Annotated in this window: 11 protein-coding genes; 7 read left to right on the plus strand and 4 right to left on the minus strand. The window is 36.3% G+C overall.

All coding sequences use genetic code 11. From position 1 onward, the window contains the following. Positions 1–24: 24 nt before the first annotated feature. Positions 25–1212, minus strand: a complete 1188-nt coding sequence (locus tag V7121_RS05570; protein WP_335495413.1) for a Ger(x)C family spore germination protein — start codon at positions 1210–1212, stop codon at positions 25–27. A 27-nt stretch (positions 1213–1239) separates the two neighbouring features. After that, complete coding sequence (locus V7121_RS05575; RefSeq protein ID WP_335545951.1) at positions 1240–2835, minus strand: spore germination protein; 1596 nt, start codon at positions 2833–2835, stop codon at positions 1240–1242. Between the two features lie 214 nt (positions 2836–3049). Between V7121_RS05575 and V7121_RS05580 the strand changes: the two genes are divergently transcribed. Both V7121_RS05580 and V7121_RS05585 read left to right on the plus strand, forming a co-directional pair. Then, positions 3050–5119, plus strand: a complete 2070-nt coding sequence (locus tag V7121_RS05580) for a bifunctional aldolase/short-chain dehydrogenase (protein ID WP_335545952.1) — start codon at positions 3050–3052, stop codon at positions 5117–5119. Between the two features lie 290 nt (positions 5120–5409). Next, complete coding sequence (locus V7121_RS05585) at positions 5410–7887, plus strand: GH39 family glycosyl hydrolase (protein WP_335545953.1); 2478 nt, start codon at positions 5410–5412, stop codon at positions 7885–7887. A gap of 61 nt (positions 7888–7948) precedes the next feature. On the opposite strand, the gene V7121_RS05590 is transcribed toward V7121_RS05585, so the two are convergent. Both V7121_RS05590 and V7121_RS05595 read right to left on the minus strand, forming a co-directional pair. Then, positions 7949–8341: a C-glycoside deglycosidase beta subunit domain-containing protein gene (locus V7121_RS05590; RefSeq protein ID WP_335495407.1), complete on the minus strand. Its 393-nt coding sequence runs from the start codon at positions 8339–8341 to the stop codon at positions 7949–7951. A gap of 1 nt (position 8342) precedes the next feature. Further along, positions 8343–9362 carry a sugar phosphate isomerase/epimerase family protein gene (locus V7121_RS05595; RefSeq protein WP_335495405.1) on the minus strand — a complete coding sequence of 340 codons (1020 nt, stop codon included), beginning with the start codon at positions 9360–9362 and terminating at the stop codon, positions 8343–8345. Positions 9363–9714: 352 nt separating this feature from the next. Here V7121_RS05595 and V7121_RS05600 point away from each other — a divergent pair, with 352 nt between their 5' ends. The 5 genes from V7121_RS05600 to V7121_RS05620 all read left to right on the plus strand — a co-directional run bounded on the left by V7121_RS05600 (position 9715) and on the right by V7121_RS05620 (position 15753). Further along, positions 9715–10503: a sugar phosphate isomerase/epimerase family protein gene (locus tag V7121_RS05600; protein WP_335545955.1), complete on the plus strand. Its 789-nt coding sequence runs from the start codon at positions 9715–9717 to the stop codon at positions 10501–10503. A 19-nt stretch (positions 10504–10522) separates the two neighbouring features. Then, positions 10523–11620, plus strand: coding sequence for a Gfo/Idh/MocA family protein (locus V7121_RS05605; RefSeq protein WP_335495402.1), 1098 nt, complete (start codon positions 10523–10525; stop codon positions 11618–11620). Between the two features lie 85 nt (positions 11621–11705). Continuing rightward, positions 11706–12704, plus strand: a complete 999-nt coding sequence (locus V7121_RS05610; RefSeq protein WP_335546156.1) for a glycoside hydrolase family 3 protein — start codon at positions 11706–11708, stop codon at positions 12702–12704. A 141-nt stretch (positions 12705–12845) separates the two neighbouring features. Continuing rightward, positions 12846–13952 carry a glycoside hydrolase family 3 C-terminal domain-containing protein gene (locus V7121_RS05615; RefSeq protein ID WP_335545957.1) on the plus strand — a complete coding sequence of 369 codons (1107 nt, stop codon included), beginning with the start codon at positions 12846–12848 and terminating at the stop codon, positions 13950–13952. Between the two features lie 403 nt (positions 13953–14355). Then, complete coding sequence (locus V7121_RS05620) at positions 14356–15753, plus strand: MFS transporter (protein ID WP_335495398.1); 1398 nt, start codon at positions 14356–14358, stop codon at positions 15751–15753. Positions 15754–15778 lie beyond the last annotated feature (25 nt).

Here is a 15778-nt window from a genome sequence, read left to right on the forward strand (position 1 = left end):
ATAATGCTATAAAACAAAAATGGATTACTCCTTTTTTAGAAATGATTGGTTTACAGTTCCAGTTCGCCGAATTTTGAAATCAGAATGAATGGTAATAGGCAAGTGAGTAAATTCTTGATTCCAATTTTTTTTTAGACTTTTCCATGCTTTAGGATCGGTACGGTGAATGACTTCCCCAAACCCGTAAATATCTACTCCTAATTTTTTAGCTCTTGCAATCGATGTTTTCAAAATGTTTATATTCACTTTATCAGTTTTTTTTTCAATTTTCCTAATAGCATTAGGATCTGTTAAGTCAATTTGACATGCTACTTCTGCGATATTGGCTTCAGAACGTATTTGGATATCAATTGTTGGTTTACCATTAATAAACTTTCCTTTCACTTTCGTTTTTGATCGAATAACTTCAATGATTAATTCCCCTTTCTTTTCACATGGAATTGGCCCCACGGTATTCTCGACTTTATCTTTAATATAGTTGTAACCTTTACTTTCTTTTTCATTTAGCCACCCAATTAATTTATCTTTCTTAAAAACAGCTATATTTTTATATTTTAACCGTGCAAAGGGTTCAATTCTCTCCACGTTTTGCAAAGTTTGTCCATCATCCCCTTCTCCCTTTATGGTGATACCAGTTAGGACAGGATTACTCCCATCACTTGTTAACGAAGAGATTAACTCATCCATTTGAATTGCGATTGTTGGCGCCCAAGCCTTTTGAGATGTCTCAAGGGAAGATCGCATTTTTTGTGCTGGAATTTTTTCAATAGGCGATAAATTTTTTAGAATTTGTGAGGCATTAAGCTCTCTTGAAACAACAATGTAAAAATCTTTCCTAAATTCCGGATCCCTAGTTAAGAAATCTAAGGTATTATTCATACCTTCACGTGCCACTTCCTCACTAATGACAAGCATTTGCAAATGTGAAAAATACAATTTTCTAGGAGTGATGGTGGTCATTCGACGTACAGCCTCGAAAATATGTTTTCCTTTCTCGGAATAAGTTGTAACAGGTGCTCGACCACCTCCTCCACCATTAGTTGATACTTGACCAGGGTCAATTACTTGTGCAGTAACTAGGTAATTATCTCCAGTTTTATCAATAGCCAATGCTGCGACAATCGCAAGTTCATTTAATTCTCTTCTATTCCAACATCCTGAAAGAATGGGAACGAACAAGATGATAATCAATAGCCAAGATAACATTTTCATTTAAGTCCATCCTTTACAACAAAGAAACTATTCTCTTGGTTCAGGTTTCGATGTAGCTGGTGTATGATTGCGTTTACTATTTTTTTGGCTAATTAGCCTAGGACGAGTTCCTAAAAATTTTAGCGGAAATCGGAAAATAGTATCTTTTATATCATCTTTAATAAAAGGACTGAAAGGCGCCATATAAGGAATCCCAAATGAACGTAATGAATTAAGATGAAGTAGAAGGGCTAACAGGCCGATGGTTATTCCATACAACCCAAAAGAAGCGGCAAGCATCATCATCCCAAAACGGAGCATTCTTATTGAAATTGCCATATTGTAGGCAGGAAAAACAAAATTGGAGATGGCGGTAATCGAAACAACAATAACCATGCTTGCCGACACGATTCCAGCCTCAACAGCAGCTTGTCCAAGTACCAATGCTCCGACAATTGATACCGTTTGACCAACTGCCCTAGGCATCCTAATCCCAGCTTCCCTAAGGATTTCAAAGGTAATTTCCATAATAAGTGCTTCGACAAAGGCAGGAAAGGGAACCCCTTCTCGCTGGGCAGCTAAACTGACTAAAAGAGGTGTAGGTAACATTTCCTGATGGTAAGTAGTAGCTGCTATATAAAATGATGGGCCAAGTAGCGATATTAAAAAACAAACAATTCGGAGCATTCTTAGAAAGGTGCTAATATCAGCACGTTGGTAATAATCTTCAGGGACCTGGAAGTTTTGAATAAATAGGGATGGAACAATAAGGACAAAAGGAGTCCCATCAATTAGGATTGCTACACGACCTTCAAGCAGGCCAGCAGCAATGACATCTGGACGCTCCGTATTATATATAGTAGGAAATGGTGTGAACGTTTCATCTTGAATTAATTCTTCAATATTTCCACTTTCCAAAATTCCATCAATATCAATCCTGTCCAATCGGGTGTGTACTTCTTCCACTACTTTTTCATTGACGATTCCATTGATATACATAACTGCAACACAGGTCTTTGTGATACGACCAATTTCCTTTTGCTCGCAAAGGAGATTGGAATCTTTTATTTTTCTTCTAATTAGAGCAGTATTCTTTCGAATATTTTCAGAAAAACTTTCACGAGGTCCACGAACAACTGTTTCAGAAGCAGGCTCTGAAATAGCACGTTCTTCCCATCTCCCTGTTGAAGCACCAATTGCCACTTTCATCCCATCGATAAATATTACTGTGTTACCTGAGAGAATATTTGTAAATAGCGAGTCAAAATCGCTTATTTCTGCAACTGATCCAACAGTTAGAAGACTAGCTTTAACCCACTGGAGAATTTTTCTGCTATGCAAGTTTTCTTTTGTGTTATCCATTTGTTTTGCTTCAACCATTAGTGAGTCGAGTATAAAGGTTTGGATCGATGTTGTATCTGCTAATCCATCCGTATAGATAATGGCTGCTTTAACTTTTTCTTCACTACCAATTGAAAATTCCCTTATCACTACATCTGAACTTTTCTCAAAGGTTTTATTAATTTTCTGTAAGTCCTCTGAAAAAATACCTGTTAAGGGATCCTTTGTTAGGGAATCATCTTTTTTTGAACTCTCGATGACTTTTTGTTTTGCGTTTTTCTTAATGGTTCGAAATAAGCTCATTTACCATTCCCCTGCCATTCTTATCTTTCCCTTCTATTAAATCAACGTATGATTATATTTCCAAAATAAGGTTGAGTTATTCATTATGCCAAAATTTAATAACAATCTCAAATAAAAATAAAATTTTGAATCCTCTATTCAAAAATAAACAAAAGTAAATTATAATAAAAACAGAAAGAAGTAAAAATATAAACGATAAAACGGAGGGATCGGGATGGTAAAGAATCTTTGGGATACTGAAAAAGCTTCACAGGTTTCAAAAGGGGTAGAAGAGTTAGTGTATCGTTCCAATTTAATTGGAACAGATCGTGCCGTATGTAACTGGGGTGGCGGCAATACTTCCATGAAAACAATTGAAAAGGATTTCCGTGGACGCGAGATCGAGGTAATGTGGGTAAAAGGTAGCGGTTCTGATTTGGCAACCATGGGAGCACATAATTTTACTGGATTAATTTTAGAAGATATTCGTCCATTATTTGAACGTGACGAAATGACAGATGAAGAAATGGTTGCTTATCTTTCACATTGCATGATTGACAGCAAACATCCAAGAGCTTCGATCGAAACTTTATTGCATGCCTTCCTGCCATTTAAGCATGTTGACCATACCCATCCAGATGCGATTATTAGCCTTTGTTGTGCAGATAATGGAATGCAGCTGGCTGAAGAGATCTTTGGAAACCGTTTTGTCTGGGTTCCATATGCACGCCCTGGCTTCACACTTTCAAAAATGATCGCAGCAGGAGTTCGGAATAATCCGAACGCAGAGTTAGTCTTAATGGAAAAGCACGGACTAGTTACATGGGGAGAAACTTCTGAACAGACTTATGCAAAAACAATTGAAATCATTAATGAAGCAGAACAGTATATCAAAGCTAGAATAGATGAAGAGTCAGTATTTGGCGGACAAAAATATCAATCTCTATCTGTGGATGAAGCAACTAGTATCCTAGCAAAGGTTATGCCTATTATTCGCGGTGCGGTAAGTGATGAAAAGAAAATGCTGTTAACCTTTGACCGTGGTGAAGATGTTTTGCAATTTGTAAACAGTCAAAATGCACCTGTGCTATCACAAATCGGTGCGGCTTGTCCAGACCATTTAGTTCACACAAAAATGGTCCCACTTTATATCAATTGGGATCCGCAATCAAAAGATGTGGATGCGTTAATTGCCAGTATTAAAAAGGGAGTGGCCAGTTTCAAAGCAGCTTACATGGAATATTTTCAGCGCAACAAAAATGAAAATGATAAAATGTTTGAACCAGCTCCACGGGTCATCCTTATTCCTGGGGTTGGGATGGTGAATTCAGGGAAGGATGTTAGCAATTCTAGAGTTAGTGGAGCTTTATATCATCGTGCGATTGCAGTTATGAAAGGTTCAACTATGCTAGGAAACTTTGTATCTTTAAGCGAAAACGAATCCTACAATGTTGAATATTGGCCATTAGAATTATATAAATTAACGCTTGCTCCACGAGAAGCAGAATTCTCTAGAAAGGTAGCTTTCATCACTGGAGGAGCTGGTGGAATTGGGAGTGCAACAGCTCGTCGCCTTGTGGCTGAAGGGGCTCATGTTGTTTTAGCAGATCTCAATCTTGAAGGTGCAGAAAAAGTAGCTGCAGAAATTAACGAACAATATGGTGCGAACCGTGCACTTGCTGTTAAAATGGATGTGACTAGTGAAGAGCAAGTTCAAGAAGCGTTTAATCAAACAGCACTAACATTTGGTGGGGTAGACATTATTGTCAACAATGCAGGACTTGCTACATCAAGTCCATTCGAAGAAACAACGCTCAAAGAGTGGAATCTAAATATGAATGTATTGGGTACAGGTTACTTTTTAGTTGCCCGCGAAGCCTTCAAGCAAATGAAGGATCAAGCAATTGGCGGGAATATGGTGTTTATCGGATCGAAAAACTCTGTGTACGCTGGTAAGAATGCAGCAGCCTATAGCTCTGTGAAAGCACTTGAAACACACTTAGCAAGATGTATTGCTGCTGAGGGCGGAGAATATGGAATTCGTGTGAACTCCGTTCTTCCAGATGCCGTGCTTCAGGGATCTGCTATTTGGGGCTCTAGATGGCGGGAGGAACGTGCGGCTGCATACGGTATCGAGCCAGACCAATTAGAAGAACACTACCGTAAACGCACGACTCTGCTAGTTAATATTTATCCATCTGATATTGCCGAATCGATTGCCTTCTTTGCTTCATCGAAATCAGACAGAACCACTGGATGTATGTTAACTGTGGATGGAGGGGTACCTGCAGCTTTTACTAGATAAGCCGCCAAAGTGAAAATAAAGCAGATTAAAGATTAGTTAAAAGACCGTTCTCTAATTAAGGAACGGTCTTTTTGAATTTTATACAAAAAAGAAAAGGGTCATAATCTTTTTCCCCGAGTAGGAGATGTACTCTCTGATAAATATATTGTCGAACTATTATTTCAATATATGTTATATTAAAGAATAGTAGTTTACAAAAATAAGTTAGTTTCTTATGGCGGTGATTGAACCTGAGTGGTATGCATATTTTCCAAACTTCTATAGATTCAAAGTTAATAACTGTTTCCGTTATGAGTAACAAGAGTAACTTGGAACATGCACATCGAGAAATTGAATTAATCTATATAATAAAAGGTCAACTCCAAGTGAAAATCAAAAATAATACCTATCGTCTGAACAAAGCTGATTTTATCTTAGTGAATTCAAATGATTTTCACTCCTTTCAATCAGAGAAGGATAATTTATTTATTGTTTTTCATTTTAATTATTTGGAATTAAGTTCTTTGCTTGCTCAAAAAAATTTATTATTCACTTGCAATTCATTGGAACAGGGTGAATCTTCTAATCAAGAACTAAGAATGATTATTGAAGAACTACTGTCCGTGTATATGCAGCAACGACATGATATTGAAGTTGAGTCTTTAGAGAAAACATTTAAATTAATATCATTTCTAAAATTACATTATTTAAAAAGCACAAATCAGTTTGAAATACAGAGTTATTCGAATAGTAAAGGACGAAATGATCGATTATTAGAAATCATTGAATATATGCAGAGCAATTATCGCGAGCCCTTAACCTTAGAAGAGGTAGCCGGCCTGCATTACATTTCGGTTCCCTATTTGTCTAAGTTTTTTAAAAAACAAACAGGAAAAACCTTTTCCCAATACGTAAATGAAATTCGCCTAGCCCATGCAGTTAACGAGTTAGTGAACTCCAATAAGCCGATCACTCGTATTGCCTTAGATAATGGATTTCCAAATTTAGCGGCATTCAACAGAGTATTTAATGAAAGTTATCAATTAAAGCCAGTTGAATATAGAAAGAAAATGTCAGAAACAGTAGAGAAAGAAGCAGCAGAATCTACTAATGATCTAAGCAATCTAGAAACCAATGAAGCCCTTACCGAGCTGCGCCATTATCTTAAAAGTACCGAGGACAAAAGTGTTCAAGCATTACCTCAATCCAGAAGTACTGCGGATAATGAAATAATAAAAGTTGGAAGAACAGATGCTTTTGTAAAGTATTGGAATCGATTACTTAATATTGGATATGCAAAAGATTTGTTGAATTCCGATATGCAAGAGCAAATCAACCTTTTGCAATCGGAAATCGGTTTTACCTATGCTAGATTTTGGGGGTTGTTTGGAGATGATATGCTTTTAGAAGATCGCTCTGGGGGAACCATCGCCTACAATTTTTCTAATGCCAACAAATTATTGGATTTTCTTATTAAAAATAAATTGAAACCCTTTATTGAAATGGGGCCAAAGCCAAAAATTATTCAAAAAGCTATTGGTGAGACGCTTGTTATCCAAACGATAAGTACTGAAAGGACACTAGAGGAATGGCACAACCTAGTGACGGCGTTTTTGCTGCAATGCATCGAGCGTTATGGTATTGAAGAAGTGGAGACATGGTATTTTGAATTGTGGCGGCCAATGGATCAACTTAGTAATAATGCAGAGGAAGAAAAAGATTTCTTGTCTAAAATCAAGAATAATCAAAATCAAGATCCGCGATTTGATAGGTACTTTAAAATATTTAGTGAATTTAAGAGGACAGCACAAGAACTTGTACCTGGTGCAAAGGTTGGCGGATGTGGGCTTAGCATGGACTTAGAAGGGGACAAACTGGATTTGTTACTGGAACAGTGGAAGAAGGAAGAAATTCAGCCAGACTTTTTGTCCATTTATCTTTATCCCATTGAAATCGATCGTGATAAGTATCGGGTTCCTATTAAAAATTTACATTCCGCTAATCCTCATTATGTTTTAAACAAATTGAATGAAGTACGAAAATCTTTGAAAAAAGCAGGGTTTGAGAATTTAGAACTTAATGTGACCGAATGGAATATCAGCATCTCAAATCGTAACTATCTTAATGATAGCAGCTTTAAAGCTTCATATATGGTTAAGAATATTGTTGAGAATTTGAATCAAAATCAATTGAAAATGATGGGATACTGGTTATGCTCTGATATTTTTAGTGATTTTAGGGATTCGAAAAACATTTTTCATGGCGGTGCCGGACTGGTAACAAAAAATAGTATTAAAAAACCGAGTTTCCATGCCTTTGTCCTGCTAAAACAATTAGGAGAGATCTTAGTGGCTAAAGGTGACAATTATCTTGTTACAAAAAAGTCAGGTGATCGATATCAAGTATTGTGTTTTAACTATAAACATTTCAATTATTCTTATTACTTACATCCCGAGGGTAGTACAGGAATTCACGAACAATATGAAATATTTGAAAACAATGAGCCTTTAAACCTTTCCTTGGAAATTCAAGGTATTGCAAATGGGAAATATCGAGTAAAAGAATTAAAACTAAATCGCGATCATGGTAGTGTACTAGATGAGTGGTTAAAATTTGGTGCTGTAGATGACATTAAATCGGATGAAGTGGATTATTTTAAGCAAATCTGTGTTCCTTGTATGAAAGTAGAGCATTCTCTTGTTGAGAATCATTCGATTGTTTTAAGAGGAGAACTTCAACCCCATGAGGTCCGGTTGTTTGAGTTAAATTTGTTATTTGGTGAGAGATAATTTACGGCAATATGAAAAAAGAGGGTAAAAATCTTTAATAGATTTTTACCCTCTACTTTTTTTAAGCGATCTCGACAGTTCTAACCTTACTTCCCGCTAAAGGAACTGGTATATAGGCAGTACGAACAACTACATCTAAAGCTACTTCATGATTCCCTTTAGATAACCCACCTTCATTGAGTACTCTTACTGTTAACGGTTCACCATATTCCCATTTATAGGAAGTGATGGTTTCCATTTCATCTAAAGTAAACCAATCTACTTCATCAACTGAGCAGACGATATGTTCACGTGCAACCTTTTCACCATCGACTGTAACTCCAATATCATTTACCATGCTTAGCGGAATACCCCGGTAATAAGTAATATTAGTCTTTAATTCAAATCCAATAACGTGACCAGAATCTACTATATTTTTACAAGTGTTTTCTATGAAAACATTATTATCAAACATATCAATATACCTCCTGACCTTCTAACTTCTTAATTACATTTCGAATAAGCGCCTGATGTGCCAAAACTTGTTCTTTTTCCTTCATTGGTTTTCCAGGTAGTACCCAGCGGTTTCCTTCATATTCAGTAGAAACATAACCTTCGTATCCTTTATCATGCAGATATTGCAGAATGCCTTTATAATCAATCGAATACTCTTCTCCAGTTTCTGTCATTTCAAATAATTTAAAGTGAAAATGCTTAATGTACGGCATATATTCATCTAACACAGTGTAGGGATCATTTTCATATCCATCTGCCATGTGTGCAAAGAAGTAATCAGCATCTGATTTTAATAATGCTTTTAAGTCATCTGGGAATCCACCATTTTCAAGATATACTTTCCTAGGGTCATTCCCTTGCTCGAAAATGTGATTGATATAATCAATTACTTCCTGGCTTGTTCCTAAATGTTTGCAATAATCAGCCATTACTCTTGGCAGCCTTCTACAGAAGATTCCCGTATCAATTACAAGTCCGATATAAGGAGAATTCAATCGTTTCATCTCATTTATAAAATCTTGCGTCTTCTTTACATCAAAACTTAAACCTGCATGAATTTCCAATGCTAGAGTTACATTGTATTTTTCTGCATACGGCAATAAAGGTTCGATTACATATGCCGGAACCATCGACACTAAACGAATCAATCGAATTCCTAAACGATTTGCAAGTTTAATTTCTTTAATTAGTAAGTCAACACATTCTTTTTTCGTTAATTCTCGATTTTTGTATAAGTTTGTATTTAAGAAGACATCCGCAATTACTGGCTTCATTTTATAGGTAGATACGAGTCGATCCCATTCTGTTAACGTTTCTTCTGAAGGATGGGGGGTGTTATGCATCATTTGATCGGGAATAATCTCAATTCCTTCCACTGAATTCTCTGCTAAGAATTTAAAGACTTCTTCTAGGTTCATCCGCTTATTTAAATATTCATCTTGCAGACTATACAAACTTACGCATGTTTTTATTTTGCTCATATAAAATCTCCTTTTTATTATTTCTAACTTGGTGTCGCTTACATTTGTATCATAACCCTAGTTATCTCTCATTCCCTTTCATTATTTATCTTTTCAGATATAGATTTTCGTCGCCTTTTTGTGCCTTTCTACAAATCATAGGTAAAGGTTAAAAATCACCGGTAAATTTTTAACCTTTAAGTTTTTATTTGTTTAAAAGAAAATAAAATGAATAAAAAACTTACAATAAAATGGTTAAGAGTTGGAGAGAAACTTATAAACGTAACATTTAAAATGTAGTTGTAAGGGTAAATCAAAAATAAAAAGTTAAATAGATTGCATGTCAAAAAATTTAAGAAAAGAGGTTTTTGAAATGATGCACATTGGAATAATAGCGACACCAACTGAGGAAAGTTTTCAGAGTGCCAAACAAAAAGGGCTGGATTTTATAGAGGTCTGCGTGAATGAAGGGCAAGATGTAGATGCCTTTTATTGGAATCGCGGCAATTTACTTAAGTGGAAAAATGAATCTGGTGTCGCAGTTGAATCTATAGGTAGATGGAAGTCTTTACGTATTGATGAAAAGGGAAAAGTCATAGAAGAAGAATTAGAAAGATGTTACAGATTAATTGATGTCGCAAGTGAATTAGGATGCACCAATTTTGTTAGTGGCTGTAATTATGTCGAAGAACTATCCTATTATGAAAATTGTACTGCAGCGATACACTTTTTTTCACAGCTTATTGAGTACGCTAAACCAAAAGGCGTAAAAATTTCCACTTACAACTGCCGGAAAGTAAACTTTGTCCATAATCCTGAAGTTTGGAAAATCGTTCATGGCCATTTAAAAGATCTGGGGATTAAATTTGATCCCTCTCACAGCAGATATTTCGGTGGGGATTACTTACAGGAAACTTTAGATTGGGGTCACCGTTTTAACCATGTTCATTTAAAGGGTTCCATGATTATTAATGGTCAGAGGGTGGATGATCCACCTGCAGGGCTGGATCAAACGGATTGGAAAACCTTTATTTCGTTATTAAGAGTAAAAGGGTATTCCGGCGGTCTCAGTATTGAGCCACATTCACCAGTTTGGACAGGGGAAATAGGCGAAAAAGGAATCAATTTTACCATTGAATATATGAAGAAGCTTGCATTTTAAAGCTTAAGGGGAGGATTAAATGAATAACCGGAAATTAAGATATGGGTTAATTGGTGCAGGGAGTAACGCGGAAAGAAAACATTTAAATAATTATATGAATCTTCCGAATGTTGAATTAGTCTCGATATGTGATGTAAATCTAGAGAATGCTCATAAATTAGCTCAAAAATATAATATAAACAACGTTTATAACAATTATGAAGATATGATTAATTCCGAAGATTTGGATCTTGTCAGTGTGTGTACACCGAACTATCTACATGCTGAAATTTCTATTTACGCTCTATTAAAGGGAGTAAATGTTCATTGTGAGAAACCACTTGCCATTAATGCAATCGAAGCGAAAAAAATAGTAGAGGCGAAAAATAAGTCTGGGAAGAAGGTAATGGTCGGACTTAATAATCGATTTACAAATGAAGCTGTTTATATGAAGAAGTATATTGCTGAGGGATTCTTGGGAGAAATCTATCATGCTAAAGCTGGTTGGATCCGACGAAGTGGGATACCGGGAAGAGGCACTTGGTTTACAAATAAAGATTGTTCCGGCGGCGGAGTAATGGTCGATTTAGGTGTTCACTATCTAGATTTAGCCTTGTACCTAATGGGAATGCCAGAACTGTCTTATGTGACAGGGTCCACTTATAATAATTTTGATCATACGACTACTCGTAATCGCAATGGCTATAAAGGTATTCCGAATGGAATCTTTAATGTTGAGGATTCCGCACTTGGGTTTATTGGTCTTAAAAATGGAGCAACTGTTAATTTCGAATTCAGCTGGGCATCCAATATTGAGAAGGACAAACAATATGTAGAAATACTTGGAACAAAGGGTGGAGTTTCTCTTATTAATGGGGAGTTAAAGATTCATTCAGAATTATTGGATGCCTGTGTGGATATTTCCCCTATTCTGAATCCAACTATTAAACTAAAGAACGAGTTCGAACATTTTACAAATAGTATTCTATCAGGTGAGCCATTAATGGCACCTGCAGAGCATGGTGCTTATATGATGGAAATTATTGATTATTTTTATCAGGCTGCAAATCGAAACGAACCAGTGTTTTTCGAAAAAGAAGGTAAAAATAAACTTCTATTGCTGTCTTCATCATATTGAGGAAAAGGTACCCAATAGATATAAATCTATCTATAGGGTACTTTTTTTGCTTGAGAATAGAAAATAGAGAGGAATGATTTTGGTTATGACTGAATTAAATATTCAGGAAAAAATGATAATAGCGGATTACGAGAATAAGATTAATGTACTGATTGATAAAATGACGATAGAGGAGAAGGTTGGTCAACTAAACCAATCACTTCCATCTATTTTTGGTGCATTTGGTATGACAAAAGACGAAATTATTGAGAAATTAGTAAAAGGTGAAATTTCATATGAGGATTTTCAGGCTATGGAGAGGGATTACCATAAAGATGATCTTAGAAGAGGTTTGATTGGTTCAATGGGAGGAATCACCGGAGTTGAACTTTCGAATCAATTGCAAAAAATTGTAATAGAGGAGTCAAGATTGGGCATTCCACTACTTTTTGGTTTGGATGTTATCCACGGATATAGGACGATCTTTCCGATTCCACTTGCAGAAGCATGTAGTTGGGATCTGGAATTAATAGAGAAAACGGCAGAAATTGCGGCCAAAGAATCCTCAGCTGCAGGTATTCATTGGACTTATGCCCCAATGGTCGATGTTTCAAGAGACCCTCGTTGGGGAAGAGTGGCTGAAGGTGCTGGAGAGGACACATATCTTGCTAGCGTGATTGCAGCGGCTAGAGTGAAAGGATTTCAAGGTGAGAAACTATCCGAACCTGGTAGAATTCTTGCTTGTGCCAAGCACTTTGCGGCATATGGAGGAGCTGTTGGCGGCCGCGATTATAATACAGTGGACATGTCCCTTCAAACTCTTTATGAGGTGTACCTTCCTCCTTTTGAGGCAGCTGCAAAAGCAGGTGTTGGGACATTTATGAGTGCATTTAATGATTTAAATGGTATCCCCTGTACTGTAAACAAGTTCCTGTTAACAAATGTATTAAGAGAGCAGTTTGGGTTTAAGGGGTTTGTAGTAAGTGATGCTAATTCAATTGCAGAGGTGGTAATTCATGGGGAGTCGGTCGATCGGAAAGAGGCAAGTAAGAAGGCTTTACTGGCTGGGTTGGAGATGGACATGAGTCAAGGTACGTACCAATAGGATTTACCTGAACAAATATATAATGGTGACATACCTGTAGACGGCCTAGATGAAGCAGTACGTCGGGTATTACGTGTAAAGTACCAGTTAGGACTTTTTGATAATCCTTATCGAACAGATTGTAATCTAGAAGAAAAAGTTTTGCTTGCTCCTGAACATGTAGAAGTGGCAAGAAAGATGGCGCAACGTTCGATTGTCTTATTGAAGAATGACGAGAATATCCTTCCATTAAAGAAAAATCTCAAGAAAATTGCTGTCATTGGTCCATTAGCCGAAAATAAAAAGGAAATGTTGGGTACGTGGGCGATCACTGGTGACTCAGAAGATGTAGTTACTGTCCTGTCAGGAATCCAATCAGTGGTCGATAAGAATACAGAAATCGTTTATTCAAAGGGCTGTGAAGTAACAGGTGATGAAGGTTTAGACTTTAATACGGCCGTACAAATAGCAAACGAATCCGAGGTCATCATTGCAGTTGTGGGTGAGAATGCCGAAATGAGTGGAGAAGCTTCGAGCCGTATGGATCTTAACTTGCCAGGTCGCCAGGAAGAGTTATTAAAAGCATTACATCAAACTGGTAAACCAGTTGTAGTCGTCCTAATTAATGGTAGACCACTATCATTACCATGGGCTGCGGAGAACGTGTCTGCCATTGTTGAAGCATGGCAATTGGGCATTCAGAGTGGCAATGCAATAGCGGATATTTTGTTTGGGGATTATAATCCAAGCGGTAAACTAGTAGCTACTTTTCCATACTCAGTTGGACAGGTGCCCATTTACTATAATCATCCTAAAACAGGAAGACCCGCTAGTAAAATAAAATTCACCTCCAAATATATCGATGGTCCGTCTGAGCCATTGTATCCGTTTGGCTTTGGTTTAAGTTACACTACATTTGAATATAAAAATCTTGTGATATCTTCTTCAGAAGTTACAAAAGACAGTAAAGTTACAATTAATGTGGATGTGCAAAATACAGGGGACCGGTCAGGAGAAGAAATTGTACAGCTTTATCTATCAGATGTAGTTGCAAGTAGAATAAGACCGGTTAAGGAGTTAAAAGGATTTAAAAAGATAGAGTTTCTGCCAGGCGAGAAGAAAACAGTAAGTTTTGAGATTGAGATTAAAAATCTTGGTTTCTATAATGATGCGATGGATTATATTATTGAACCAGGTGTATTCAAAGTATGCATCGGTCCAAACTCGAAAGAAGGACTTGAAGGAGAATTTATAGTAGTAGATTATTAATCTTTTTTAAACTGTTAGTGATCCTATAGTCGCAGCTATCTAACTTATGTTAAATGGTTGCGTTTTTTTATTGTCAATATTAATTATCTTTTTCCATATAGTACACTTACATTTAATCTAAGCTAGTCAATTATGTGATAAAATACTAAAAAAGTAATTCAAATTGACTATTACTAGGAAATAGTTTCTGAATTTTGAAACAATAGATTAAAAATTACCATTAAATTTTTATCCTCATAAAAATGAAAGCCCTTTAAATTTTAAAGAGGTTAAAATATTAAAGTTATCTGTGTAATAATATGAAGGCGTTTGCATATGGGGTAAGTTAATATAATTTTAACAGTAGCTACTGTGATGAGAGATACACAATTTGGGATCAGTACTTTAAAGTAGGAGGAAAAATATGGCAAATACGGTGGTTCAGCCAACTAATAAGATCGTTGCTTCTCAAAATACTGAAAAGCTTAGTTTCTTTACCAAGTTAAGTTATGGGTTTGGAGAGTTTTCTGCTAGCGTTGTATGGAGTTTGGCGTCATCTTATTTATTGTTTTTCTACACTGATGTTTTTGGTATCGCTGGTGGTGTAGCCGCTATCATTTTACTAGTAGCAAGGGTATGGGATTGTTTTGTAGATCCATTACTTGGCTTAATAATGGAACGAACCAAGAGCAAACACGGACGTTTTAGACCATATATTCTTTATGGTGCGTTTGCACTTAGCGCCCTAAATATATTAACTTTTTACACTCCAGATTTTTCAATTACAGGTAAAGTCATTTATGCTACCATTACCTATTTATTATTAGGTACTGTTCACTCTGTGGTCAATGTTCCATATGGTGCACTGGCGACTGTAATGACACGGGATACAAATGAAAGAACGAATTTAAACGTATATAGAGGATTTTTCGGTCAACTTGCTGGTATTTTAACTGGTGCTGCCGTAATGCCTTTAATTACATTTTTAGGTGATGGAAACCAACAACATGGTTTCTTCTATGCAGCAATTGTTCTATCATTAGTTTCTGCTCCACTTCTATTTTTAACCTTTAAAAACTGTAAGGAAGTCGTTACTCCAGCAAAAGAAGAAAGGCCTTCTATTAAAGAATCATTAAAATCAGTCTGGTCCAATAAACCAGTATTGTTAATTTTAACAAGTCTTTTCATTGTTTTGCTTGGTGTATTTGGAAGAATCGGGACTATCGTATATTACGCTATTTATGTATTAAATCGTCCAGATTTAATTGCAGTATTATTTACAATATTATCAGTTTGTGGAGCCATTGGAGCATTTGGTGTTTCGTTTATCGCAAAATTCTTTGAAAAGAAGACCCTTTTGATTGGTGGATCAATCATTATGGGACTTGGTTGGTGTGGGTTGTATTTAACACCTGTCACAAACTTTACAATGATCTATATTTTGTCAGCGATTTCATGTGTTCCCCTTGGATTCAGCGGCCTTATGGTATTCAGTATGGTTGGAGACGCTATAGATGAAAGTCAATTGAAGACAGGCGTGCGTGCAGATGGCGCCATTTATTCCTTTACCAGTCTAGTGACCAAAATTGCAAGCGCTTCAGTAGGTGCCTTGAGTGCAGCCATTCTAGGAGCTATTGGCTATGTTGCGAATAAACCGCAAACGCCGGAAGTGGTGACAGGAATCAATGTTTTAGTAAATTTAGGACCTGGTATACTATTAATTATCGGAACCATTCCATTGTTTTTCTATCAAATTACTAAAGCCAGAGCTATGGCAAATACACAAGAACTTCTAAAGAGACAAAATGAATTAACAATGTAAGTATTTCTAAGGAGCTTATAAGTTA

Source organism: Neobacillus drentensis (assembly GCF_036962125.1).
GTDB lineage: Bacteria > Bacillota > Bacilli > Bacillales > Cytobacillaceae > Neobacillus > Neobacillus drentensis_B.